General features: G+C 65.7%; 22 protein-coding genes and 1 tRNA gene. 10 read left to right on the forward strand and 13 right to left on the reverse strand.

Going from position 1 to position 23,113, the window contains the following annotated elements; all coding sequences use genetic code 11:
• Window positions 1-3 precede the first annotated feature (3 nt).
• From WDU96_RS06130 to WDU96_RS06140, 3 genes are all read right to left on the reverse strand, one after another.
• Window positions 4-282 (reverse strand): Fe-S cluster assembly protein HesB, encoded by a 279-nt coding sequence (locus WDU96_RS06130; protein ID WP_337337583.1) that lies wholly within the window; start codon window positions 280-282, stop codon window positions 4-6.
• A 191-nt stretch (window positions 283-473) separates the two neighbouring features.
• Complete coding sequence (locus tag WDU96_RS06135; RefSeq protein WP_337337584.1) at window positions 474-1,283, reverse strand: LuxR C-terminal-related transcriptional regulator; 810 nt, start codon at window positions 1,281-1,283, stop codon at window positions 474-476.
• 405 nt (window positions 1,284-1,688) lie between these two features.
• A complete protein-coding gene (locus tag WDU96_RS06140) occupies window positions 1,689-2,222 on the reverse strand; it encodes a methylated-DNA--[protein]-cysteine S-methyltransferase (protein WP_337337585.1) in 534 nt (177 codons plus the stop codon).
• Between the two features lie 191 nt (window positions 2,223-2,413).
• On the opposite strand from WDU96_RS06140, the gene WDU96_RS06145 reads away from it, so the two are divergent.
• Both WDU96_RS06145 and WDU96_RS06150 read left to right on the forward strand, forming a co-directional pair.
• Entirely contained in the window at window positions 2,414-6,115 is a 3,702-nt protein-coding gene (locus tag WDU96_RS06145; RefSeq protein WP_337337586.1) for an AAA family ATPase, read from the forward strand.
• Window positions 6,102-6,302, forward strand: coding sequence for a hypothetical protein (locus tag WDU96_RS06150; protein WP_337337587.1), 201 nt, complete (start codon window positions 6,102-6,104; stop codon window positions 6,300-6,302). The genes WDU96_RS06145 and WDU96_RS06150 overlap by 14 nt, the downstream gene beginning before the upstream one ends.
• A 1-nt stretch (window position 6,303) precedes the next feature.
• Here WDU96_RS06150 and mscL read toward each other — a convergent pair whose 3' ends face one another.
• From mscL to WDU96_RS06165, 3 genes are read right to left on the reverse strand one after another with little or no spacing between them, the layout of a single operon-like run.
• Window positions 6,304-6,726 carry a large conductance mechanosensitive channel protein MscL gene (gene mscL / locus WDU96_RS06155; RefSeq protein ID WP_337337588.1) on the reverse strand — a complete coding sequence of 141 codons (423 nt, stop codon included), beginning with the start codon at window positions 6,724-6,726 and terminating at the stop codon, window positions 6,304-6,306.
• Between the two features lie 38 nt (window positions 6,727-6,764).
• Window positions 6,765-7,064 carry an FmdB family zinc ribbon protein gene (locus WDU96_RS06160; protein ID WP_337337589.1) on the reverse strand — a complete coding sequence of 100 codons (300 nt, stop codon included), beginning with the start codon at window positions 7,062-7,064 and terminating at the stop codon, window positions 6,765-6,767.
• A 16-nt stretch (window positions 7,065-7,080) separates the two neighbouring features.
• Complete coding sequence (locus WDU96_RS06165; RefSeq protein WP_337337590.1) at window positions 7,081-7,677, reverse strand: 5-formyltetrahydrofolate cyclo-ligase; 597 nt, start codon at window positions 7,675-7,677, stop codon at window positions 7,081-7,083.
• A 97-nt stretch (window positions 7,678-7,774) separates the two neighbouring features.
• On the opposite strand from WDU96_RS06165, the gene galU reads away from it, so the two are divergent.
• From galU to WDU96_RS06185, 4 genes are all read left to right on the forward strand, one after another.
• On the forward strand, window positions 7,775-8,662 hold the full coding sequence (gene galU / locus WDU96_RS06170) for a UTP--glucose-1-phosphate uridylyltransferase GalU (protein WP_337337591.1): 888 nt from the start codon (window positions 7,775-7,777) through the stop codon (window positions 8,660-8,662).
• A 24-nt stretch (window positions 8,663-8,686) separates the two neighbouring features.
• Complete coding sequence (locus tag WDU96_RS06175) at window positions 8,687-9,316, forward strand: GNAT family N-acetyltransferase (protein ID WP_337337592.1); 630 nt, start codon at window positions 8,687-8,689, stop codon at window positions 9,314-9,316.
• A 56-nt stretch (window positions 9,317-9,372) separates the two neighbouring features.
• Window positions 9,373-10,269, forward strand: coding sequence for a large exoprotein (locus tag WDU96_RS06180; RefSeq protein ID WP_337337593.1), 897 nt, complete (start codon window positions 9,373-9,375; stop codon window positions 10,267-10,269).
• Between the two features lie 53 nt (window positions 10,270-10,322).
• Window positions 10,323-10,398 (forward strand) — tRNA-Ala (locus WDU96_RS06185).
• Window positions 10,399-10,456: 58 nt separating this feature from the next.
• Here WDU96_RS06185 and hemL read toward each other — a convergent pair.
• Genes hemL through hemE form a run of 6 tightly spaced genes read right to left on the reverse strand, consistent with a single transcriptional unit; the run spans window position 10,457 to window position 16,642 of the window.
• Entirely contained in the window at window positions 10,457-11,767 is a 1,311-nt protein-coding gene (hemL, locus tag WDU96_RS06190; RefSeq protein ID WP_337337594.1) for a glutamate-1-semialdehyde 2,1-aminomutase, read from the reverse strand.
• A complete protein-coding gene (gene hemB, locus WDU96_RS06195; protein WP_337337595.1) occupies window positions 11,764-12,729 on the reverse strand; it encodes a porphobilinogen synthase in 966 nt (321 codons plus the stop codon). Before hemB ends, hemL begins: the two co-directional genes overlap by 4 nt.
• Window positions 12,726-13,643 carry a hydroxymethylbilane synthase gene (hemC, locus tag WDU96_RS06200; protein ID WP_337337596.1) on the reverse strand — a complete coding sequence of 306 codons (918 nt, stop codon included), beginning with the start codon at window positions 13,641-13,643 and terminating at the stop codon, window positions 12,726-12,728. Before hemC ends, hemB begins: the two co-directional genes overlap by 4 nt.
• Window positions 13,640-14,329: a hydrogen peroxide-dependent heme synthase gene (hemQ, locus tag WDU96_RS06205; protein WP_337337597.1), complete on the reverse strand. Its 690-nt coding sequence runs from the start codon at window positions 14,327-14,329 to the stop codon at window positions 13,640-13,642. Before hemQ ends, hemC begins: the two co-directional genes overlap by 4 nt.
• A 32-nt stretch (window positions 14,330-14,361) precedes the next feature.
• Entirely contained in the window at window positions 14,362-15,591 is a 1,230-nt protein-coding gene (locus tag WDU96_RS06210) for a protoporphyrinogen/coproporphyrinogen oxidase (RefSeq protein ID WP_337337598.1), read from the reverse strand.
• Window positions 15,584-16,642, reverse strand: a complete 1,059-nt coding sequence (hemE, locus tag WDU96_RS06215) for a uroporphyrinogen decarboxylase (RefSeq protein WP_337337599.1) — start codon at window positions 16,640-16,642, stop codon at window positions 15,584-15,586. Before hemE ends, WDU96_RS06210 begins: the two co-directional genes overlap by 8 nt.
• A 12-nt stretch (window positions 16,643-16,654) precedes the next feature.
• Between hemE and WDU96_RS06220 the strand changes: the two genes are divergently transcribed.
• The 4 genes from WDU96_RS06220 to WDU96_RS06235 all read left to right on the forward strand — a co-directional run bounded on the left by WDU96_RS06220 (window position 16,655) and on the right by WDU96_RS06235 (window position 21,176).
• Entirely contained in the window at window positions 16,655-17,905 is a 1,251-nt protein-coding gene (locus tag WDU96_RS06220) for a glutamyl-tRNA reductase (RefSeq protein ID WP_337337600.1), read from the forward strand.
• 134 nt (window positions 17,906-18,039) lie between these two features.
• Complete coding sequence (locus tag WDU96_RS06225) at window positions 18,040-18,933, forward strand: LLM class flavin-dependent oxidoreductase (RefSeq protein ID WP_337337601.1); 894 nt, start codon at window positions 18,040-18,042, stop codon at window positions 18,931-18,933.
• A 71-nt stretch (window positions 18,934-19,004) separates the two neighbouring features.
• Window positions 19,005-20,003: a phosphodiester glycosidase family protein gene (locus tag WDU96_RS06230; RefSeq protein WP_337337602.1), complete on the forward strand. Its 999-nt coding sequence runs from the start codon at window positions 19,005-19,007 to the stop codon at window positions 20,001-20,003.
• A gap of 18 nt (window positions 20,004-20,021) precedes the next feature.
• Window positions 20,022-21,176, forward strand: coding sequence for a bifunctional glycosyltransferase family 2/GtrA family protein (locus tag WDU96_RS06235; protein ID WP_337337603.1), 1,155 nt, complete (start codon window positions 20,022-20,024; stop codon window positions 21,174-21,176).
• An 18-nt stretch (window positions 21,177-21,194) separates the two neighbouring features.
• Here WDU96_RS06235 and WDU96_RS06240 read toward each other — a convergent pair whose 3' ends face one another.
• Window positions 21,195-23,087 carry a heavy metal translocating P-type ATPase gene (locus WDU96_RS06240; protein WP_420063940.1) on the reverse strand — a complete coding sequence of 631 codons (1,893 nt, stop codon included), beginning with the start codon at window positions 23,085-23,087 and terminating at the stop codon, window positions 21,195-21,197.
• Window positions 23,088-23,113 lie beyond the last annotated feature (26 nt).

The following is a 23,113-nucleotide window of genomic DNA, read 5'->3' on the forward strand; positions in this document are numbered from 1 at the left end:
GTGCTACGCGGCAGAGAGCGCGAAACGCACCGAACCGTCGCCGGCAAGTTCAGCATCGAGCACTCGATCATCCAAGGCAACAGCGGCCTTCGAGTCGAGAAAAACGCGGGCGCCGTCGGTGACGACGACGGTGTCTTCGGTTTCAGGCGTAGGCGTGACGCTCAGTTCAAAACCGGATTCGCCGCCCGTGTCACGAATGCGAACGCCGCCATCATCGATCTGGGGAACACGCGACACGATGTTCTTTACGGCCTCGGCCGCCGTCGGGGTAAGGGTGAGCATGGCTTTCTCCTTCTGTTGCGGACTGCGGACCCGCCACGATTCCGAGAAAAGCCGAAGGATGCAACCCTGCGGTGGTTATATGCGCGTTCTCACACGCGATACTGAGGTTCTGAGGTTCTGAGGTTCTGAGGTTCTGAGGTTCTGAGGTTCTGGGGTTCTGAGGTTCTGCGGTTCAAGTTCGCCCGAGAGCCTCAGGGCAGAATGCCCGCGATGCGTGCGTTCGCCACCGCCGCGTGGCGCGTTGTGGCATCCAACTTCGACATTGCTGTCTGCAAGTACGACTTCACCGTGGCCTCTTTCAGCCCCAAGCTGGTGCCGATTTCAGCATTGGTGGCACCCACTGCAACGCACGAGAGCACATCGATTTCGCGCGGCGACAGTCGTACCGTCGAGGCCGTTGAGGCGATCGGGCCCTCCGCAGAGAGCGCAGCCAGGCGGGACTCGAGCTGAGCGAGTTGCGCGCGCACACCACTGTCGGCCACCGAAGCGCCGATGCGTCGCAGCTCGGCGTAGCTGTGCCGCAGCTCTTCTCGCACTGACGCCGACATCTCGACGCCGGGGGAGTGAGCCGCGCTGGCGGTAGGAACGCCGCCGAGGCGGCGTTGCACTTCGTCGCCGATGCGCAACTCGGTTGCCAGCTCGTGAGCGACGTCGAGCGCGGGCGTGGCGACGATGTCTCCGACCGATGACTGCCCCCACGACCCGCAGTACAGCACTCCGCGCGCACGTCCCTGCACCATCACAGGCACGGCGAAGAGCGTGCCGATGCCTTCGCCGAGCACGTTCGTGTCGTAGTCGTGGGTGATCGAACGTGCGGAGCGGTAGTCCATAGCAAGGCGGGGACGGTGCTCAGCGAACGCTTTGCCCCCCAAGCCGCGTTCAGCGCGAACCACAAGACCTTCGAGGCTGTTGGTGCGCGCCCCGTGCACCGCAGTGACGTGAATAGCGCCCGCCGTTTCGAGACCGCCGAACGCCACCGGAAAGCGAGTGCGGCGTGCCAACTCACTTACCGCGCGGGCGACGAGATGAGGGGTGGTATCGATCGAAGACAGCGTGATCCACCTGCTCTCGGGGTGACGGCAACGGTGCCGGTTTCGTAGCGTCGACCATACCATCGGGGTCAACGGGAGACCGAGCACGGGTGCGGTGCGGGGTGCGTGGGTGCGTGGGTGCGTGGCGCGACGGTGAGCGGTGCGTGGGTGCGTGGGTGCGTGGGTGCGCGGGTGCGCGGGTGCGGGGCGCGACGGTGAGCGGGTGCAGGGAGCGAGATACCGGCGCGACGGTGAGCGGATGCACGGGAACGGGTGTGGGTGCGGGTGTGTCGCCCACCGCACCACGGCGGGGGCGACGGTGCGGGTGAAGCACACCACCCGCACCGCTGCAGTCTCCAGCGGCCCGCCAGCGGCCTACTCGCTCGTGCGCCGCTCGAGATCTATCAGGTGCTTCTTGATTTCAGGGTGGCCGCCGTACTCGCCCAGCGAACCGTCGGCGCGCACCACCCGATGCACCGGAACCACTATCGAAAACGGCGTGTGTGCGCACGCAGTGCCCACCGCTCGAGCGGCCCGAGGGCTGCCCGCGGCGATCGCCACCTCGCCATAGCCAGCCGTTTCGCCATAGGGAATCTCACACACCGCCTCAAGGGCATCTCGGGTGAAGCCCCGCACCGTGCTCCAATCAAGCGGCAGCTCAAACGCCTCGCGCTCGCCAGCAAAGTACTGCTCGAGTTGGGTGATCGTCTCGCTGATCACATCATTCTCACGCTCGGGATGCTGCTGCTCTACCGCCGCCCGCAGCCACATCGACAGCCGCGCCACCTCTGCGTAGACGGGGCCGTCGAAGGGATGAACGGTCATGAGGCTGCCCTCGCGCTCCACGATCATGATGTCGCCGATGGGGGAGGGGTGAACGCGGTAGCGGGGCGTTTCGGGCGATGTCATGTGTTCATCTTGCTGGGTGCCGCGCTGTCTGGCTGATCCGCGGCAGCAATGGTGGCGACGCGGCGAATAGTGACGTTGGGGAGGATTGGATGCCCGTGGGGCACCAATACCGCGAAACTCGCCCTCACTGCAAGTAGGTTCGGCGCGGCGCGCCTAGTCTGGCTCGTGTGTGGCGAGCAGAAGAGAGCGTCGTGACCGGCGCAAAAAGCGCGGGTCTCGGGCATTTGGTGACCCCAAGCGACCTCGGCGTTGCCGACCCCGACGCCACCGTTGTGCATATCGCGGCGTCTGAGCGTGACCGGTTGCGCAATGAGTCCGCCGAGCTCGGTGGGCGTTCGACCCTGCTGCACTTCTCTGACACGCAAGATTCCGCAATTGAGATCACCAAGGCTCACCCCGGCAGCCTTCCGCAGTTCATCACCGGGCGATCCACACTGCTTTCTGGGCTGTTCCGCGACGAAGTAGCTCTGCGCAACGCACGCCTCGCCGCGGAGCGCATCACGGCGAAGAACGTCGAGCTGCGCACCACCCGCGGCCTGGAATCTGTGCGGCTGGGTGTGGGGCTCGCTTCGTGGAACATCGGCGGCATGAAGTGCACGGCGCCGGTGCTGCTGCGCCCGCTCGCCATTCGGCGCCACTTGTCAGACTTCGAGCTCACCCTGCAGGGAAAGTTCTTCGTCAACCCCGAACTCGTGCGCGCCATGCGCGTGCACTTCGGCATCGACGTCGATGGCGGCGCGCTCGCCGCGCTCGCGTATGACGACGGAGTCTTCAAGCCGCAGCCGGTCATCGACCACATTCGAGCGCTTACCCGCTCGATCCACAGCTTCGTCGTAGCGCCGCGCCTGCTCGTCTCGTGCTTCGTCGACGTCGCCGCAGCGATGTCACGTGATGCGGGCGACCTCGACCACCCGATTCTCAACGCGCTCGCCGGTCACCCTGACGACCGCGAGATGCTCACGACGGTGCGCGACGTGCCCGACGTCGCTCCGCTCGATGAACGACCGCCCGCAGCCGACACCCTGCTGCTTGACGCCGATTCAGAGCAAGAGCGCGTTCTGGGTCGCATCATCGCCGGCCAGTCGATGGCTGTGCACACGCTGCCGGGCACCGGCGGCACGCAGACGGTCATCAACGCCGTGGGCGCCTTGGTGCGCGACGGCAAGCGCGTGCTGGTCGTCAGCGCGCGACGCTCTACCCTCGAGGGAGTCAGGCACCGGCTTTCTGGCATCGGTCTGCCCGGGCTGGCGGTCTCGCCCGCGCATCTGCAGCGCGATCTGATCCGAGCGATCGGTCGCAACGAGAAGGCGCAGGCGCCAAAGGTTGCCGACATCGATGACGCGCTCGTGCGGCTGCGCGGAGTGCTGCGTGACTATCGCGGCTCGGTGACGGCGCAGCATCCGAGCCTCGGCGTGTCTGTTCTCGACATTCTGCGGGCGCTCGCTCAGCTCGCCCAGCGCCCGACTGCGCCGTCGACTCCCGCTCGCTTCGAGATCGACACGCTGGAAAGGCTCGCAAACGCTCGCGCTGCTGCGGCAGAGACGTTGGCGGCGACCGCTCGACTGGGTGAGTTCCGCTTCGGACCCAACGACTCGCCCTGGTACGGCGTCACGTTCGAAACCACCGAGCAAGCACGGGCCGCGCACGCGCTGGCAGGAAAGCTGCACCGCAGTGAAGTGCCCTCGCTGCTTGAACGCGGCTACGCCCTGATCGCCCGCACCCACATGCGGCCGTTCGACACGGTTGCAGACATGGGTGCCTACCTGACGTTGCTGCAGGGCATTCGTGACTCGCTCGATCGGTTCAGCCTCACGGTATTCGAGCGCCCTCTCGGTGAACTGATTCAGGCCCACGGACCGCGACGCGATGCTCCCACGATGAGCAGCACGAATCGTCGCCGCCTTCGTCGCCTGTCACGCGAGTACATTCGCCCCGGAGTGCACGTGCCCGACATGCACGAAGCGCTCGTGCGCATTCAGCATCAGCGCAATGAATGGCAGCGCTATGTGGATGCTGGTGTGGTGCCCGAGGTGCCCATCGGTCTGGCCGACACCCAGGTTGCCTGGCAGCGCGTAGGCGCCGATCTGGCTGAGCTCGACGCGATCGTTGGCCGCAGCGGCTCAGACCGTTTGGCGGCACTGCCGGTCGCCGAACTGGTGCGAACGCTCGCCGCGCTCGCCGCCGAATCAGACGTTTTCGACAACCTCGTCGAGCGCGCCACCCTGCGCAGTGATCTTGCCGCGCTAGGTCTTGGCCCGCTGCTGCAAGAACTGTCGGTGCGGCACGTTCCCGAAGATCGCGTTGCCGATGAGCTCGAGTTCGCGTGGTGGCAGTCCGCTCTGGAGCACCTGCTGCGAACCGACCGTGCTCTGCTCGGCGCCAACACCGCAGTCGTCGACAGACTCGAACGCGACTTCCGCCTCGTTGACGAAGCGCACGCGGCAGCATCGGGCCACATGCTCGCCAGCCAACTCGCTACCCAGTGGCGCATCGGCATTGTCGATCAGGCACACGAAGCATCCGCGTTGAAATCCGCGCTGAAGGCGGGCAACGCCACACCGTCGGTTCTTCACGACGTGGCGCCCACACTCTTGCGCACGCTTGCACCGGTTTGGCTGGCCTCGCCCTACGAAGTGCCTGCGCTGCCGGCCACCGAGAAGTTCGACGTCGTGCTCATCGCTGATGCCACCTCGCTGTGTCTGGCCGAAGCGACCCCCGCGCTCAAGCGTGCCGGGCAGATCGTCGTCTTCGGTGACCCCGTCACGCAGAAGCCCACGCCGTTCCGCGTTGCCGCGGGAGCCGCTCAAGACGACCTCGAACCGGCAACCCCGTTCGACTCGGTGAGCGTGTTCGAACGGCTCGCTGAGCTGCTTCCGGTTGAGACGCTGACGCGCAGCTACCGCGCGGGCGGCGAAGACCTGGCCGAATTGGTCAACGATGCCTTCTATGGTGGCGAGCTGGTCTCGTACCCGTGGGCGGGGTCATACCTCGGCCGTGGCAGCCTCACCGTCGACTACGTCGAGGGCGGCACGGGTGCCCCCGACCCCGTCAGCGGTGCAGTCGAAAGCCCCAACGCCGAAGTAGCGCGAGTCGTCACGCTTGTGGTCGAGCACGCGATCAACCGCGGCAACGAGTCGCTGATGGTCGTCACCGCCAGCAGGCGCCACGCCGAGCGGGTGCGGGCCGCCGTCGAAAAGGCATTCGCCGGGCGCAGCGACGTCGCCAACTTCGTATCGCGCGAGACCGCCGAACCGCTTGCCGTTCTCACCCTCGAAGAGTCTGTCGCAGAGAGCCGCGACCGTGTCATCTTCTCGCTCGGCTTCGGGCTGACCAAACACGGTCGAGTGCTGAGCGACTTCGGCGACCTGTCGACACCCGACGGCGAACGTCTGCTCACTGTGGGCATGACGCGCGCCCGCCGCTCGATGGTGATCGTCTCGTCGATCAGGCCTTCTGCGTTCGATGACGGACGCCTCGAGCACGGCGCAGCGACGCTCATGTCGATTCTCGGCAATATCGCTGCGCGATCGCGGCACGCCCGCCTTGAAGACCTCGCCGACCCGCTCACGCTGGCGCTCGCGCGAGAACTTCGTCGTCTCGGCCTCGCGGTTGACGTCGACTACCGCGGGCTGCTGCCGCTCGTCGCCCAGCATGCAGGCAAAGCCGTGGTTGTCGAGAGCGACCCCGAGACGGTGGGGGAGTCGCTGCGTGAATCGCTGCGCCTGCGCCCGCAGATTCTGCGCCGCCTCGGCTGGCACTACGTGCGCGTGCACTCCTTTGACCTGTACACCGACCCGGCGAGCGTGGCGTCGCGCATCGCTGCGCTGCTCGGCGTCGCACCAGAAACGGCACGGGCAGACAATGACACCCAGCCCTTCGATGCCTTCGAGTGACCGGCAGCACATCACCCGCGTGCCGGGCTCTCGTCGCGCGAAGCTGAGCCCCGCGCCTGGCACCACGTCAGAGCCGGTGCCCGCCGACGAGAGCGCAAGCGACGCGCCCGGTGACCGGGCAGCATCCAGCGGCCCGTCGGGGGCCAACGACGATCAGTTGCGCCGCGACGTTCCGCCGCACTACTGAATCAGGGCTTAGCTGATGTGTCATCCTTCGCGAGCAGATCGCGAATCTGAATGAGCAGCTCTTGCTCGGTCGGAACGTCAGCCGCCTCTTCTTCAGCAACCCCGGCCTTGGCAGCGGCACGCTCTTTGAACTTGTTCATCGGCATCACGAAGACGAAATAGACCACGACGGCGACGGCGAGAAAGCTGATCGCGGCGTTGATGAGGTCGCCGACGGGAAAGGTGACCTCTCCGCCGTACAGGTCGGGCACCTGGATGCCCGCAACACCTTCTTCGTCGGGCTGCCAGAAGATCTCGATGAGCGGAGTCACAATACTCGCGACGATCGCGTTGACCACCGCGGTGAATGCTGCGCCGATAACGACGGCAACGGCGAGGTCAATCACGTTTCCGCGAGTGATGAACTCTTTGAATCCTTTGATCATGCGTGAAGTCTCGCTTCTTTAATCGGCTGTGTCGAGTGTCACTTCGCGGCGCTTGCCGGTGCAGACGCAGTGGTGCTGGGCGTTGCGGTGCTGGGCTTCGAGTCAGACTTCGCCGGCGTGGCCGCGGGCTTGGCAGCAGCATCGGTTGCACTCTTCGTGCCCGCGCGCGAGTCGGTGCGGTAAAAGCCGGAGCCGTTGAAGGTCACACCGATCGAACCGTACTGCTTGCGCAGTGCGCCGCCGCACTCAGGGCACTCGGTAAGCGTGGCGTCGGCAAAAGACTGCACCGCGTCGAACTTGTGGCCGCATTCTTTGCAGGCGTAGGCGTATGTAGGCATGGCTTCTTTCGGGCGGTTAGCGCGCTGTGGGCGCGAGGGTAAGGGTGCGGGTCGGTGTCACGACTCCGGTCACCGGCTGATCGTGGAGGTCTTGAGGCACTTCGTCGAGCACTTCCGTGTCGAATACGACGGCATACACCGGAGGGCATCCCTCCATCGAGCCGAGCGTCTTGTCGAAGTAGCCACGGCCCCAGCCCAGGCGCATACCCGATGCGTCGACCGCGGCCGCGGGAATCACCAGCAGGTCGACGTCGTTCACCGCAATCGGCCCGAGCAGCTCGCCGGTCGGTTCAGAAAGACCGAACAGCCCCTCAGCGACCTCACCCTCGTCGGTGGCGACAGCCCAGTCGAGCAAGCCGTCGGCGCGCGTGACGGGCAACAGCACACGGATGCCGCGGCGCACCGCCTCGACAACGAACTCGCGCGTGTCGGGTTCGGTCTGAATCGACAGGTAACACGACATCGAGCGCACATCGAGCTGCTCGACAAGAGCATCCAGCTGTTCGCGCACTCCCGATCCGGCGGTTTCTAGTGCGGCTTCGGAAAGCAGATTGCGCCGCTCGCGCAGCTCGGCGCGCAGTGCGCGCTTAGCATCGGCGATGGCATCAGACATGCCCTCGAGTCTAAACGCTGCAGCGAAGCGGCCGATCAGGTGCCGAAGTGTTGCAGAAGAAACATGAATGTCTTCTGAAATCGTTAGAGTGTTCTTCATGACTTCACCGCGCTTCAAGGCCGTTATTCCGGCAGCTGGCCTCGGAACTCGTTTCTTGCCCGCCACCAAGGCGATGCCCAAAGAAATGCTTCCCGTTGTTGACAAGCCCGCCATTCAATACGTGGTGGAAGAGGCAACGCAGGCCGGCATCGATGACATTCTCATCATCATCGGTCGCAACAAGAACAACCTCTCCAACCACTTCGACTCGGTTCCCGAGCTTGAGCGCACCCTTGAGAAGAAGGGCGACCACGCCAAGCTGCAGAAGGTTCAGCACTCGAGCGATCTGGCTGACATTCACTTCGTCCGCCAGGGTGAGCCCAAGGGGCTCGGCCATGCGGTGCTGCGTGCCAAGGCGCACGTTGGCGACGCGCCGTTCGCGGTGCTTCTGGGCGACGACCTCATCGATGAGCGTGACGTGCTTCTCACCACCATGCTCGAGCAGCAGGCGCGCACCGGTGCAGCCATCGTCGCGCTGATGGAGGTCGACCCCGACGCGATTCACCTCTACGGTGCCGCCGACGTTGACGCGACCGACACCGAAGGCTTCGTCAAGGTCAAGGGTCTCGTCGAGAAGCCCGCAAAAGAAGATGCGCCCTCGAACCTCGCGATCATCGGCCGTTACGTATTGCCGGCATCGATCTTCGACATTCTCGAGCACACCGAACCGGGCAAGGGCGGCGAGATTCAGCTCACCGATGCTCTCGAAGAGATGGCAGCAGACCCCGACGGCCCCGGAGTGTACGGAGTCGTGTTCGGCGGTCGTCGCTATGACACCGGCGATAGAGTTGACTACATCAAAGCCATCGTGCAGCTAGCGTCAGATCGTGAAGATCTCGGACCCGAGCTGCGACCCTGGTTCAAGGAGTTCGCGGCCACGCTCTAGCGCCGCGCTGTCGAAGGGGTCGTTGTGGATCTGACAGCACCCCGCGCTCACGGACCGGTCTCACTTCGACTGGTCCGCTCACGCGATGCCCGTGTGCTGCAGCAGGAGTTGCTGTCGAACCGGCAGTGGCTGCGCCCGTGGGAGGCAACCAATCCCGACGGGGCAGTGTCGTTCGACATGCGTCTTGGCGTCAAGCGCCTGCTGCAGCAGTATCGCGACGGTTCCGGCATTCCCTTCGTCATGGAGTATGACGGCGAGATCGCGGGGCAGTTGAACGTCTGGGGCATCGCTCGCGGTTCGCTCAGCTCAGCCACGATCGGCTATTGGGTGAGCGAGCGATTCGCGGGTAGGGGCATCACGCCAGCCGCTGTCGCGATGGCGACCGACATCTGCTTCAACGAGATGCGCTTGCACCGCATGGAGATCTGCATCCGTCCGGAAAACGTGGCCAGTCTGCGCGTGGTCGCCAAGCTCGGCTTCCGCTACGAGGGGCTGCGGCGGCGCTTCATTCATATCAACGGTGACTGGCGCGACCACTACTGTTTTGCGCTGGTGCGCGAAGATGTGCCGAAGGGCGTGCTCAATCGATGGGTTTCTGGTGAGGTGCCGCACAACGTGGCATCCATTCCGCCCTCCGACCTGGTCCAGCCTTAAAACGACACGCGCCAGGTTGCCGCGACTACGCCGTGCAGTCGCTTACGGTTTAGATCATGGACGGGCAGGTATTAGGCGGCGGAGTGATCGTTCTCGTCGCCGTGCTCTTGTGGCTCGTTTACCTGGTGCCGTCTTGGTACGGTCGCCGTCAGTACGACGCGGCCGAGCGCAATGCTGTTCGGCTGAACCAGGCGCTGCGCATTCTCGCCGAGACCAGCGAAACTCCCGAAGAAGTGCGCCTCGAACTCAACACGCGCACCGCGGCGGCTCAGCAGCGATTGGCCAAGCGGGCATCGGCGCAGCGCGAGCAATCGGCGCTGGAGCAAGCCAGGATCGATCTTGAAGAGGCTCGACTTCAGCGTATTGCCGCATCGCAAACTCCCCGCGCACGACAAGCGCGTGCGCGTCGACGGTTTCGCCTCGCTTTGACATCGATCAGCCTCGCGGCGACCGGCGTTGCCGTCTGGGGAGCGGTTCAGGTCGTCATGACCGGGTCGCAATTGCTGCTGTGGGCGGGTATCGCAATTGCGGGCACGGCAGCGCTCTTGCTGCAACGCATGTCTCGCGTGGGCGCTCGCCAAGTGACGCGAACGATGGATGCTGCCGCCCGCCCCGCCGTCGCATTGCAAGATGTAGCGCTCGAGACCGCTCCGCAGCGCCAGTGGGCACCGCGCACCATGCCCAAGCCGCTGACCGCTTCAGCGGGTTCGCAGGCGGCATCGTTGCTCGATGCCGCGGCTGCGCGCACCGCGTTGAAGCAGGCCGCGCTTGAAGAAGATCTTCGTCAGCGAGCTGAGGCTCAGCGCCCGCCGTCGATTGCCGTCGCCCGTGCCGCTCACGCCGCTCAGCCACCTCAGGCGCCGAGCGAGTACTCGCGCATGGGCTACGTCGATGACGCCGAGATCGAGGCTCACGTGCGTAATCTGCTGACGAAGCGCGCGGCCGGTCAATAGCGTCTGAACGGACTCGGGGCCTCACGCGAGCGTGATAATCTTCTTGAGGTTCAGGGCCTGTGGCGCAGCTGGTAGCGCACCTCGTTCGCATCGAGGGGGTCAGGGGTTCGAGTCCCCTCAGGTCCACCAAACGAATAGCGCCTCCCATCGTGGAGGCGCTATTCGTTTCAGTGGCGCTCTGCGCTGGTCAGGCTGTGGCGCTGGCGGCGGCGCGTGCGGCGGCCGGAAGCGCATCGATGATCTGGCTTATCGCGGTGTCGTCGTGAGCGGCTGAGACGAACCACGCCTCGAAGACCGACGGCGGCAGCGAAACGCCCTGTTCCAGCATTGCGCGGAAGAACGGCGGGTAGCGGAACGCGTCTTGTGCCTTCACCGTCTCATAGTCAGTTGGTGCGGTGTCGGTGAACTGAACCGAGAACAGGTTGCCTGAGCGCTGCACGACGTGGGCGACGCCTTCGGCCGCGAGGGCGGATGCTGCCGCATCGGCGATCGCGTGAGATGCCGCGTCGATTCGTTCGTACGCGGCCGCGTCGAGGTGATGCAACGTCGCAAGTCCCGCCGCCACGGCGAGCGGATTGCCGCTGAGCGTGCCCGCTTGGTACACCGGGCCGAGCGGAGCGAGCAGATCCATGATCGCGGCCGACCCACCCAGAGCTGCCAGGGGCAGCCCGCCGCCGATCACCTTGCCGAAGGTGATGAGGTCTGGGGTGAATGACACCGGATCAATGCCGTACCAGCCGGCAGGGCCGACACGGAAGCCCGTGAGCACCTCGTCGAGAATGAGCAGCGACCCGTTCTCGTGCGCGAGGTCGGCGATCGCCGCGTTGAAACCGAGCGCGGGCGGCACAATGCCCATGTTCGCCGGCGCTGCCTCGACGATGATCGCGGCGATGTCGTCGCCGCGGGCCGCGAACACCTCACGCAGCGCGTCAAGGTCGTTGTAAGGCACGACGAGTGTCTGAGCGGCGATAGGTGCGGGTACGCCCGCAGAGCCTGGCATCGCGAGTGTTGCCACTCCCGACCCTGCCTCGGCCAGCAGGCCGTCGGAGTGACCGTGGTAGTGGCCGGCGAACTTGACGATCAGGTCGCGTCCTGTGGCGCCGCGCGCCAGACGAATCGCGGTCATCGTCGCCTCGGTGCCGGTCGACACCAGGCGAAGCTTTTCGATCGGGCGCATGCAGTCACGTGCAATGCGCGCCTCGACGATCTCAGCGAGCTCGGTCTCACCGGGTGTCGATGCCCCGAAACCGAGGCCACGGGTCGCAGCATCTTGAACTGCCTCCACCACAGCCGGGTGCGCGTGCCCGAGAATCGCCGGACCCCACGAGCCCACCAGGTCGACATAGTCGCGACCTTCAACATCGGTGACGCGAGGCCCCGAAGCCGAGACGAAGAAACGCGGCGTTGTTCCCACCGAGCCGAACGCTCGTACGGGGGAGTTCACCCCGCCCGGCATCGCCGCGCGAGCGCGATCGAATTCTGTCGCGTTGGTGCTCATCGGATCCATCCCGCCAGTTCAACTGCCCAATAGGTCAACACTGCGTCGGCACCCGCGCGGCGGATGCTCACCACCGACTCTTCAATCGCGCGGCGGCGATCAATCCAGCCGTTCGCAGCGGCGGCCTCGATCATCGCGTACTCGCCAGAGACCTGATAGGCCCACACCGGCACCGGGCTGGATGCTGCCGCGTCGGCTAACACGTCGAGATAGCTCATCGCGGGCTTGACCATCACGATGTCAGCACCTTCGGCCACGTCGAGATCGATCTCACGCAGACCCTCGCGGCGATTCGCGGGGTCAAGCTGGTAACTGCGGCGGTCGCCCTCAAGCGACGACTGCACGGCCTCACGGAAGGGGCCATAGAAGGCCGAGGCGTATTTGGCGGCGTAGCCGAGCAGGGCGAGATTCGCGTAGCCCGCAGCATCCAATTCATCGCGAACCTCAGCGACTTGGCCGTCCATCATTCCGCTCAGACCGAGCAGCTGCGAACCGGCCTCAGCCTGCGCGACTGCCATCTCGCGGTAGCGCTGATTGGTGGCATCGTTGTCGACATAGCCACTCGCATCGAGCACACCGCAGTGACCGTGATCGGTGAACTCGTCGAGGCAAAGATCGGTCTGCACGACAAGCGCATCACCGGCTTCGGCGACCGCAATTCTCGTGGCGACGTTCAAAATGCCGTTCGGATCGGTCGCGCCAGAGCCGGTGGCATCCTTGTGCTCGGGAACACCGAACAGCATGATTCCGCCCACGCCAGCGGCGGCGGCTTCGGCGATTGCCGGGCGCAGCGACTCGGTGGTGTGCTGCACGACCCCGGGCATCGACGAGATCGCGACGGGCTCGCTGACACCCTCGCGCACGAACATCGGCAGCACGAGGTCTGCCGGGTGCAAACGGGTTTCGCTCACCAGCCGCCGCATCGCGGGGCTGGAGCGCAGACGGCGAGGACGTTCGATCATGACGATGCTCCCGTCAGCTCGGCTGCGCCCGCGGCAAGAAGTTCGCGGGCGACGCCATCGGCAACATCAATGGATGCTGATTCATCGGGCCACACGGCGCCGTGCGATGAGGTGAGCACGGTGGTGCCGTCGAGGCTGTACACACTGACCGAGAGCAGCAGCAATCCCGCGTCGACGACGGCGCGCGCACCCACGGGCGCCGAGCAGCCAGCTTCGAGGGCCGCGAGCACGTGTCGCTCGGCTTCGACAGCAGCGCGCGTCTCGGCGTGGTCAAGAGCCGTCACGAGGTGCTCTTCGCCGTTTCGCACCTCAACTGCCAGCGCACCCTGACCGGGAGCGGTCGGCCACGCGTCGGCATCGAGGTATTCGGTGATGAGGTCTTTGCGACCGAGACGCTCCAGCCCCGCCGCGGCGAGCACGACGGCGTCGAGATCGCCTTCGGTGACGCGTCCGAGGCGGGTATCGACGTTTCCGCGAATGTCGATCACTTCGAGGTCGGGGCGCCTTGCTCTGAGCTGCGCCATCCGGCGTGGTGAGCCGGTGCCGACGCGCGCACCCTGGGGCAGCGTGTCGAGCGTGAGACCGTCGCGCGCGCACAGTGCATCGCGGGGATCAACGCGCGAGGTGATCGCGGCGATCGTCAACTGATCGTGCGGGGCGGTAGGCAGATCTTTCAGCGAGTGCACGATCAGGTCGCACTCGCCTGCAAGCAGAGCATCGCGCAAGGCGCCGGTGAACAGCCCGACACCGCCCGCGCGAGACAGCGGCTCTTTCGATCGGTCGCCCGCGGTAGTGATGGTCACCAGTTCGGTTTTCACACCGGTTGCGGTGCTGAGGTCGTCGGCGACCATGCCGGTCTGCGTCAGCGCGAGCGCGCTGCCGCGAGTGCCGATGCGCAATGGGGCGGTACTCAAGAGAGCACCTCATTGATCTCAGGGATGCTGATGCGACGGCCCGTGAAGAACGGCACCTCTTCGCGCACGTGGCGTCGCGCTTCGGTCTGGCGCAGGTGGCGCATCAGGTCAACCAGATCGACGAGTTCGGGTGCCTCGAGGGCGAGAATCCACTCGTAGTCGCCGAGCGCAAAGGATGCCACCGTGTTGGCGAGCACCTGGCGGTACTCCGAGCCTTTGCGACCGTGGTCGGCGAGCATGGCCCGGCGCTCGTCGTCGGGCAGGATGTACCAGTCGTACGAGCGCACGAACGGGTACACGGTGACCCACGCCTCGGGGTCTTTGCCGCGCATGAACGCGGGCAGATGGCTGGCGGTGAATTCGGCATCACGGTGCACGCCCATGGCGTTCCACACCGGAAGCAGTGACGAGAGGGGCTCTGCCCGTCGCAGAATGCGAAGCGCGGACTGCAAGACCTCGGGCTCTGCGCCGTGCAGCCACACCATCAGGTCGGCGTCGGCACGAAGGCCAGACACGTCGTACCAGCCGCGCACGGTGATGCCCATTGCTTCGACCTCGGCGACGGCCGCAGCGAGGTGATTCTCGAGTGCTGCTTGCGCACCATCTCGGGCAAACACTGCCCAGAGGGTGTAGCCGATGGTTTCGGTGGCTGCGGGGGCGACAGCCGAGTCAGACGCGTAGCTCATGCATCTATCCTCGCCGCTATTTGAGCATCTGGCTAACCGCGGGCGGGAATGATCTCGGTCGCAGTGCGCTCCGCATGCGCGATGATTCCGGCAAGCCCAGAACCCGCGACGGTTTCGCCCACCACGGGCGTGCCAGCGAGTGCTGACGCCGGTGCGGGGCGGGTCCAGGTGACAACCGCAGAGTCGATGATCTCGGGAAGCGCAATGCCCAGCAGCGACTCCGCATCTCGGCGCGCGGTGTCGGCTCCGTCGACGGGCGGAGTGTCGAACGAGAGCCGCAGCACGTGGCGCCCGGCCGCAGCTTCGCGCAACCACTCCCATTTCGCTGTCGCGTGCGTGAGTGCTCTCGCTGATACGGCAGCACCGTCGGCGACGAGCAGGCCGCTGCCCCGCGGTGCGGCATCGAGTTCGGGCTGATCGACGACGAGTGTGATCAGCGTGATCTCTCGACCCGCCGCACCTGTCGTTGCAACGCCGGCGGCCGAGAAGCCCGGCGCAGCGACGATCACTCTGCCGGGCAGCGCCGAGATGTCGGTCACCGGATGGTTGAGCATGATCTGCACGCCGCGCGCGGTGAGGTCGTCGGTGAGCGACGAGACCAGACGAGTGATGCCACCGCGGATTCCCGCGACCGCTGACCCGGGCGGGGCGGCGGCGCGCAGCTGAGTGACTGCCGCGGCCAGTGAATTGGTCTCGGCGAGCGCTGCGCGCAGTCGTGGGTGTGCGCGATCGATGGGGAGGTCATCGGGGTGGATCGAGTGCACGCCCCTCACGACCGGTGCCACCAGACCCGCCAGCACATCATCGCCCATCCGCTCGCGGACGAGCCGACCGAGCGTCATATCAGTGGCAACCGCGGGTGTAGGCGTGCCATCGAGCGCGGCGGCGCGGGTGGCAGCATCCATCCCGATGATCGAGACCACATCGGCGGCGAGCACGTCGCCGGGAACGCCCAGCAGGCTCGTCGCGGGAAGCGGAACGGCGGTGTCATTCGCGCGTTGCAGCCATGCCGGGCCCGGGCGGGGCGACACGATGTCGTCGGCGAGTCCGAGCTCGTGAGCGAGTGCGCTGACCGCGCCCCCTCGCACCGCAAAGCTCTCCGCGCCTGCGTCGAGCCGAATGCCGCCCACGTTGTGCGCGGCCACGGTGCCGCCGAGTCGAGCCGATGCTTCGAACAGCGTGACGCTCGCGCCCGACGCTGCCAGTCGGCGGGCGGTGACCAGACCCGCAATGCCACCGCCGACGACCGAGAACTCACTCATACGAGTGAACGAACTCCACAATGCGCGTCAGTACGGTCGGGTCGGTGTCGGGCGGCACGCCGTGGCCGAGGTTCACGACATGTGCGGGGGCGGCGCGGCCGCGATCGAGCACATCGCGCACGTGAGGCTCAAGCACCGACCATGGTGCGGTGAGCAGGGCCGGATCGATGTTTCCCTGCAGCGGCACCTCGCCGCCCAGGCGCCGCGAGGCGTCGTCGAGAGGAACGCGCCAGTCGACTCCCATCACGTCGACGCCGACGGCGTGCATCGCGGGCAGCAATGGGCCGGTGCCGACGCCGAAGTGCACGAGAGGCACGTCGAGGGCGCGCACCGGTTCGAGTGCGAGTGACGAATACGGGGCGACGCGCTCGGTGTAGTCTGCGACGCTCAGCGAACCTGCCCACGAGTCGAAGAGCTGCCCCGCCGAAGCGCCCGCTTCAATCTGAGCGGCCAGGAAAGCCCCCGTGATCTCAGCACACCAGGTCAGCAGCGCCGCCCAGGAGTCGGGATCGGAGTGCATCATCGAGCGCGTGATGAGCTGTTCTTTCGAGGGGCCGCCCTCGACGAGGTACGACGCGAGAGTGTACGGCGCGCCAGCGAAGCCGATCAGCGGAGTGTCACCCAGCTGGGCCACCGTGAGTGCTACCGCCTCGCGAATCGGATCCAGAGCGGCGGGATCAAGCGGAGGAAGATTCGCAACGTCGGCTGCGCTGCGAACAGCGTGCTCGAGTACGGGTCCGCGGCCAGGAACGATCTGCACTCCCACGCCGGCCAAGCGCACCGGAATGACGATGTCGCTGAAGAAGATGCCGGCGTCTACCCCGTGACGGCGCACCGGCTGCAGGGTGATCTCGCTCGCAAGCTCGGGCGTCAGACAGGCATCGAGCATGTCGGTGCCGACACGCAGCTCCCGATACTCCGGAAGAGATCGGCCAGCTTGGCGCATGAACCACACCGGAGTCACCTCGGGGCGTTCACCCCGGAACGCTCGAATCAACGGCGGGGGAGTATTGCGACGAACTACGGCGGGATGGGAAGAATGAAGAGACACGGGGTTAACATTATGCTTGTGCTCCTTTGTCTTACCGCGAATCATCGCAACGCGAGCCTAGACATTTTGGAACGTCTCTCAATCGGGGCGCCCCAAGCTACTCGCGCGCTCGTCGACGACGAGCTTTTTGTCGCGGGCGCGGTCGTGCTCGCCACGTGCAACCGGTTCGAGGCGTACCTCGACATTGAAGAACCTCTCACCGGCGCCGACGTCGTCGCGGTCGAGTCGGTTGTTGACGCGATGGCGACCGCTAGCGACATTCCGGTTGACCACCTTCGTGCCTCGCTTGAGGTTCACCACGGCTCAGATGCCGTCGCACACCTGTTCGCCGTGACCAGCGGGCTCGAATCCATCGTCGTCGGCGAAGACGAGATCTCTGGCCAGGTGCGCCGCGCGCTCGACGCCGCGCGCGAAGAGGGCACCACGAGCGGCGAACTCGAAAGCCTGTTCCAGAAAGCCACGCACACCAGCCGCGGGGTGAGAAACCGCATCGGCTTGCGCGGCAAGCACCGCTCGTTGGTGCGTCTTGCGCTCGAAATGGCCTCGACGCGAGTCGCGGACTGGTCGCAGGCGAACGTGCTGGTCGTCGGCACCGGAAAATACGCGGCGGTGACGGTCGACGCCGTGCGCGCACGCGGTGCGATCAACATCGGTGTGTTCTCGCCGAGCGGACGAGCGTCTGCCTTCGCCGCACGCTATGCGCTCGCCCCGCGTGAAGACTTCGCCGAGGCGGCGGCGCTCGCCGACATCGTGATCACGTGCACGACAGACGCCGTGGTGCACGCAAACGCGTTCGTGCCCGGCAGGCGCGTGCTGGTCATCGACCTCGGTCTGCCTCGCAACGTCGACCCCGAAGTCGGTCAGGTCGACGGTGTTGACCTGCTCGACCTTGAGACCATTCGCCTGCACGCCCCGCTCGAGCAGTTCCGCGCTCACGACGACGCCCGCGCCATCGTCGGAGATGCCGCCAACGAGTTCACCGCTGACCGACTGGCGGGGCCCGCCATCACGGCGCTGCGCCAAGAGGTTCTGGGCGTGTTAGACACCGAAATCGCTCGCGCTCGCAAACGTGGCGCAAGCGAAGAGGTCGAATCAGCGCTGCGTCACTTCGCCGGGGTGCTGCTGCACTCGCCATCGGTGCGCATTCGCGAACTCGCCGTCGAAGGACGCCTCGAAGAGGTGCGCATGGCGCTTCAGGTGCTCCACGGGCGCACCGTCGAAGAGCCTGACGTCGACGACGCCGTCTGGCATCACGCGGGCTGACCCCGAACGCCCCGAGCGAGTCGCCCGCCACTTGGCTCAGCCGGTCGTTTGGCTCAGTCGGTTGCTTGGCTCAGCCGGCCACTCGTGGCTAGGTGGCGATGTTGCGTGCTCGAAGGGGGCTCTAGACTCCGAGAATGCGATTCGGAATCTGCATCCTCCCGCAGGAGGACTGGCCAGCCGCGGCGGCGCTGTGGCGCAGTGCTGAAGAATACGGCTTCGACCACGCCTGGACGTACGACCACCTCTCATGGCGCGGGCTTGCCAGCGAGCGCTGGCACGCGACTATTCCCACGTTGACGGCGGCAGCCATGGTGACCGAGCGCATCAAGCTGGGCACATTCGTCGCATCGCCGAACTATCGGCATCCGGTGCCGTTTGCCAAAGACATTGCCACCGTCGACCAGATCGCCGGTGGACGCGTTCTGCTCGGCCTGGGCTCGGGAGGCACGGGATTTGACGCTCGGGTGTTGGGCGGCGCGGAGTTGACGCCGCGCGATCGGCTCGCGCGTTTCATCGAGTTCACCGAACTGCTCGACCAGTTGCTGCGATTTGAGCAGAGCGAATCACCGGCTTCGGGCATCTCGCGCGAGGGCACCTGGTACTCCGCGGTCGATGCGCGCATGGTGGGCGCGCCCGCACAGCTGCCCCGCATGCCCCTGCACCTCGCCGCAGAAGGACCGAGGGCGCTGGCGTTCGCCGCGCGCGCCGGTGACGGCTGGGTCACGACCGCGGGCACGATCGAAGACGATGACGCGTGGTGGACACACGTGGGCGACCTGTCGCGTCGCCTTGACGACGCGTGTCTCGCTGCGGATAGAGACCCGCAGAGCATTCAGCGCACGCTGCTGCTCGATTCCGACCCCCGCTACAGCCTCTCGAGCGTCGCCGCCTTCGAAGATGCCGTGGGTCGAGCCGCTGAGCGCGGGTTCACCGACGTCGTCGCGCATTGGCCCCGTGCGCACGGTCTCTACGCGGGCGATCGAGCAGTGCTCGATGAGGTGGCATCTCGACTGCCCGCAATGCGCTGAACTGCAGCGCTCACTGAGAATCCACAAGCTGCTGCGAGAAGCGGCATAGGGCCGATGCGTATCCATGAAGCATGGATACTTCAACCGATGCCGTTCACAGCACACGGCGCCCGCGCCGCGCGCCGCGACGCACGCGGTTGCGCAACGCACTCATCGCTGGCGGCCTGGTCGTTGTGCTCAGCGTGGGCGGCACCGTCGCATGGGCAGCCGATCGTTTTCTCATCGAACACGTTGAGATCGCAGATGTCTCGGAATACGAAGCCGAGAACTCGACGGTAGACACCGAAGCGATCGCCGATCTCAGCGACAGCGAAACCGCGGTGCTCACCGACACCTCATACACCGACGGCGACTCTGAGATCACGGTCTCGACGGTCGTGACCGGTTCGGGCGATGACACTCTGACCTACTACGTCGCCGACGTGGTCGTATCTGATGCCACACAGCTGCGCTCCGCCTTCGCTAAAGACCAGTTCGGTGAGAACATCATCGAAACCACCAGCGAGATCGCCGCTGACCACGACGCCGTGCTGGCGATCAACGGCGACTACTACGGCTTTCGTGACACCGGAATCGTGGTGCGCAACGGCGTTGCATACCGTGATGAGGGCGCGCGTGACGGGTTGGCGTTCTATACCGACGGACGCGTCGAGGTGTATGACGAAACGACTACGACCGCGCAGGAGCTGCTCGACGCGGGCGTCTGGAACACACTGTCGTTCGGGCCCGCAATCGTCGAAGACGGCGAGGTCGTGGACGGCATCGAGAACGTTGAGATCGACACCAATGTCGGTAACCACTCGATTCAGGGAGAGCAGCCGCGCACTGCCGTGGGCGTGATTGACGACAACCACTATGTGTTCGTCGTCGTCGACGGACGCGACCCCGGTTACAGCCGCGGCGCAACCCTCACAGAGCTCGCCGAGATCATGACTGAACTCGGCGCAGAAACCGCCTACAACCTCGACGGTGGCGGGTCTTCAACCATGTACTTCAACTCCGAAGTGATCAATCAGCCCTCAAACGACGGCGAACGAGCGACCAGCGACATTCTCTATGTCGCGTACTGAGAAAGTGACGGCACGACAATGATCGTTCTCATTCCCGCGTTCGAGCCCGGTGCTCACCTCGCGCCACTCACCCGGCGATTGCGCGAAAGCGACGTCACGCTCGACGTGCTCGTCGTCGATGACGGCAGCGGCGCGGCGTTCGCCGCAGTGTTCGACGAAGTGCGCCGCGCCGGTGCTCACGTGGTGCAGTACTCGCACAATCGGGGCAAGGGCGCGGCCATGAAGACGGGCATTCGAGATGTGCTCGAACAGTGGCCCGGCCACGATGTGATCACCGCCGACGCTGACGGCCAGCACACGGTTGCCGACATCCTGCGCGTCGCAGACGAGCTGCGTGCCGACCGAGCCGCAGGCAAGAGCGTCCTGCTGCTCGGCTGCCGTGACTTTGTCGGCGACGTGCCGCTGCGCAGCCGCGTGGGCAACGACGTATCGCGCGGACTGTTCCGGGTGGCGGCGGGCTGGTCAGCATCCGACACGCAGACCGGCCTTCGCGGCTTGCCCAGCGACATGCTGCCGTGGCTTCTCGAAGTGCCCGGCGACCGGTTCGAATATGAGACCGAGATGCTGCTGCGCCTCCGCGGGGCGGGCTACCGCGCCCGCGAGATCGCCATCGAGACGGTGTACCTCGAGCAGAACGAGTCGAGCCATTTTCGGCCGATTGCCGATTCGCTGCGCGTCACTCTGCCGATGCTGTTGTTTGCTGGCTCGTCGCTGATCGCATTCGCGCTTGATACCGTCGCGCTGCTGATCTTTGCCGCAGTGCTGTCGCCGTGGCTTGGCAGCTGGCTCGCGGTATCGATCGTCGGGGCGCGAGTGCTCAGTGCGAGCGCGAACTTCTGGGTGAACCGCCGCTTCGTCTTCGCGCAGCGCGGGCGCCGTCAGGCGGGAAGACACGCGGTGCGCTACGCGATTCTGGCGATCGCGTTGCTCGCGTCGAACATCGTGTGGATGAGCGCACTCACCGACCTGGGCATGAGTCTGATCGCGGCGAAGATCATGACCGAGACGGTGCTGTTCATCACCAGCTATCACGTGCAGCGCCGTTTCGTCTTCGGCGGCAAAATGAGCGTGCGCCCATCGGATGCCCGACCCACGAGCCAGGACCGACAGACCGCTCAACCATCGACAGTTCCCGAACAACTCGCTGCGCCGTCATTGCAGAATGTGCGCTGACACCGAGAGCAGCGGGCCTTAGCGACGTGCCGTCAACGCAGTGGGTGCTCTATCGCTGTGGGCAGGCTCGTCCAGCCCGCTGGTCGGACCGCTGAGCGCGCGCAGCGCATAGAGAATGGTGGCCAGATCGACGAGCTCTTGCACCAGGGCGCCGACGACAGCGGGAATGACACCGGTCGTCGCGACGAGCATGAGCGCGATGCTGATGGCGATGCCAATCCAGATTGCAGTGAACGCAACGCGCAGCGTGTGCGATCCGATCGCGACGGCATCGGCGACTTTCACCAGCGAGTCTTTGAGGATCACCGCGTCTGCTGCATCCCCCGCAGCGGTCGCTCCCTTCGCACCCATCGCAATGCCGACATCTGCGGCGGCGAGCACGGGAGCGTCGTTCACCCCGTCGCCCACCATCAGCACTGGCCGCGGTTGCATCTGAGTTGCCAACCGCACCTTCTCGCCTGGCAGCAGGTCGGCGCGCACCTCGGTGATGCCGACTTCACGCGCCACCGCATCGGCGGTCGATCGAGCGTCGCCGGTGAGCATCGCGACGCGTTCGATCCCGTGCCCACGCAGCCAGCTGATCACCGCGCGCGATTCGGGCCTCGGGTCGTCGGCAAGAACGAGCGCACCGGCGAAGCGGCCATCGACTGCGACATAGGCTGCCGCCTGGCCGGGGGCAAGATCAACCGTGTGCGTGTCGGGCGCCAGTGATGTGATGTACGCCAGTTTGCCGACGACCACGGTGCGTGAGCCAATCAGCGCAGACACCCCGTTCGTCGCGACCTCGTTGGCGCTCGCAGCTGTCGACAGCGCGAGTCCTCGTGCGCTCGCGGCGTTGCGGATGCCTTCTGCGAGCACGTGACTCGAGTACTGCTCGGCAGACGCAGCCAGTTGCAGCACATGATCGTCGTCGAACTCGTCGGTCGTGTGCACCGCGACGAGTGCCGGCCGCCCCTGGGTCAACGTGCCGGTTTTGTCGAACGCGGCCGAGCGCACTCCCGCGAGCTGTTCGATCACCGCGCCGCTTTTGATGATGATGCCGGCTTTGGCAGCCCGAGAGAGTCCTCCCAAGAAGGCAACCGGGGCAGCGATGAGCAAGGGGCACGGAGTGGCGAGAACCAAGACCTCCGCGAAGCGTGACGCGTCGCCCGAGATCGCCCATGCGGCGCCCGCGATGATCAGAGACACCGCGGTGAACGGTATAGCGAAGCGGTCGGCAAGACGCACGACCGGGGCACGAGATTCTTGCGCTTCCTGCACGAGCGCGACGATCTGCTGATACTGGCTATCTGCGCTGCGGCGGATGGCGCGAACACGCACAGCCTGCGATCCATTGAGGGCTCCCGAGAGCACTTCTTCTCCGGCGATGTGCGTCACCGGCATGCTTTCACCGGTCAAAGATGATTCGTCGAAAGATGCTGAATCGGTCACCAGCACGGCGTCGGCTGGCACCACTTCTGACGGCCGCACCAGCAGCACATCGCCCACCTGCACGTCGTCAGCGGCGACATCGGTGATTGCATCGGAACCAACGGCGCCTCCACTGTCGACGATATGCGCGATCTGAGGTGCCCGATCAAGCAGCGAGGTCAGCTCTTTCTTCGCACGGCGCGCGGCGTAGTCTTCGAGCGCTTCACCGCCCGACAGCATCAGCACGATGATCAGCGATGCCACGTATTCGCCGACGGCCAATGTGGCGATCATCGCGATCACGGCCAACACGTCGAGGCCGAAGTGGCCGCGCAGCACGTCGCGAACCATGCCCACGAGCGTCCATACGATGATCAGCGAAACGTAGATCGTGGCGAACCAGCGACTCGTCTCTGCCAGTCCGGCGATGCCGAGAGCGAGCACGACGACCGCGACGATGGCCGTCATCGTGATGACGGGATAGCGGGTGAGAGCGCGCATGAGCTGTCGCACCCCCTCAGCTTCGC

It is taken from the genome of Microbacterium marmarense (assembly GCF_037204165.1).
Taxonomy (GTDB): domain Bacteria; phylum Actinomycetota; class Actinomycetes; order Actinomycetales; family Microbacteriaceae; genus Microbacterium; species Microbacterium marmarense.

Excerpts from the sequence above, each read along its gene's own strand:
- galU (WP_337337591.1), top strand. The coding sequence starts at position 7,775 with ATGACTTCACCGCGCTTCAAGGCCGTTATTCCGGCAGCTGGCCTCGGA.
- WDU96_RS06240 (WP_420063940.1), bottom strand. The coding sequence starts at position 23,087 with ATGCGCGCTCTCACCCGCTATCCCGTCATCACGATGACGGCCATCGTC.
- hemL (WP_337337594.1), bottom strand. The coding sequence starts at position 11,767 with ATGAGCACCAACGCGACAGAATTCGATCGCGCTCGCGCGGCGATGCCG.
- WDU96_RS06140 (WP_337337585.1), bottom strand. The coding sequence starts at position 2,222 with ATGACATCGCCCGAAACGCCCCGCTACCGCGTTCACCCCTCCCCCATC.
- WDU96_RS06225 (WP_337337601.1), top strand. The coding sequence starts at position 18,040 with ATGCGATTCGGAATCTGCATCCTCCCGCAGGAGGACTGGCCAGCCGCG.
- WDU96_RS06165 (WP_337337590.1), bottom strand. The coding sequence starts at position 7,677 with ATGTCTGATGCCATCGCCGATGCTAAGCGCGCACTGCGCGCCGAGCTG.
- WDU96_RS06180 (WP_337337593.1), top strand. The coding sequence starts at position 9,373 with ATGGACGGGCAGGTATTAGGCGGCGGAGTGATCGTTCTCGTCGCCGTG.
- mscL (WP_337337588.1), bottom strand. The coding sequence starts at position 6,726 with ATGATCAAAGGATTCAAAGAGTTCATCACTCGCGGAAACGTGATTGAC.
- WDU96_RS06130 (WP_337337583.1), bottom strand. The coding sequence starts at position 282 with ATGCTCACCCTTACCCCGACGGCGGCCGAGGCCGTAAAGAACATCGTG.
- WDU96_RS06150 (WP_337337587.1), top strand. The coding sequence starts at position 6,102 with ATGCCTTCGAGTGACCGGCAGCACATCACCCGCGTGCCGGGCTCTCGT.
- WDU96_RS06210 (WP_337337598.1), bottom strand. The coding sequence starts at position 15,591 with ATGAGTGAGTTCTCGGTCGTCGGCGGTGGCATTGCGGGTCTGGTCACC.
- WDU96_RS06235 (WP_337337603.1), top strand. The coding sequence starts at position 20,022 with ATGATCGTTCTCATTCCCGCGTTCGAGCCCGGTGCTCACCTCGCGCCA.
- WDU96_RS06220 (WP_337337600.1), top strand. The coding sequence starts at position 16,655 with ATGCTTGTGCTCCTTTGTCTTACCGCGAATCATCGCAACGCGAGCCTA.
- hemQ (WP_337337597.1), bottom strand. The coding sequence starts at position 14,329 with ATGAGCTACGCGTCTGACTCGGCTGTCGCCCCCGCAGCCACCGAAACC.
- WDU96_RS06160 (WP_337337589.1), bottom strand. The coding sequence starts at position 7,064 with ATGCCTACATACGCCTACGCCTGCAAAGAATGCGGCCACAAGTTCGAC.
- hemB (WP_337337595.1), bottom strand. The coding sequence starts at position 12,729 with ATGATCGAACGTCCTCGCCGTCTGCGCTCCAGCCCCGCGATGCGGCGG.
- WDU96_RS06230 (WP_337337602.1), top strand. The coding sequence starts at position 19,005 with ATGGATACTTCAACCGATGCCGTTCACAGCACACGGCGCCCGCGCCGC.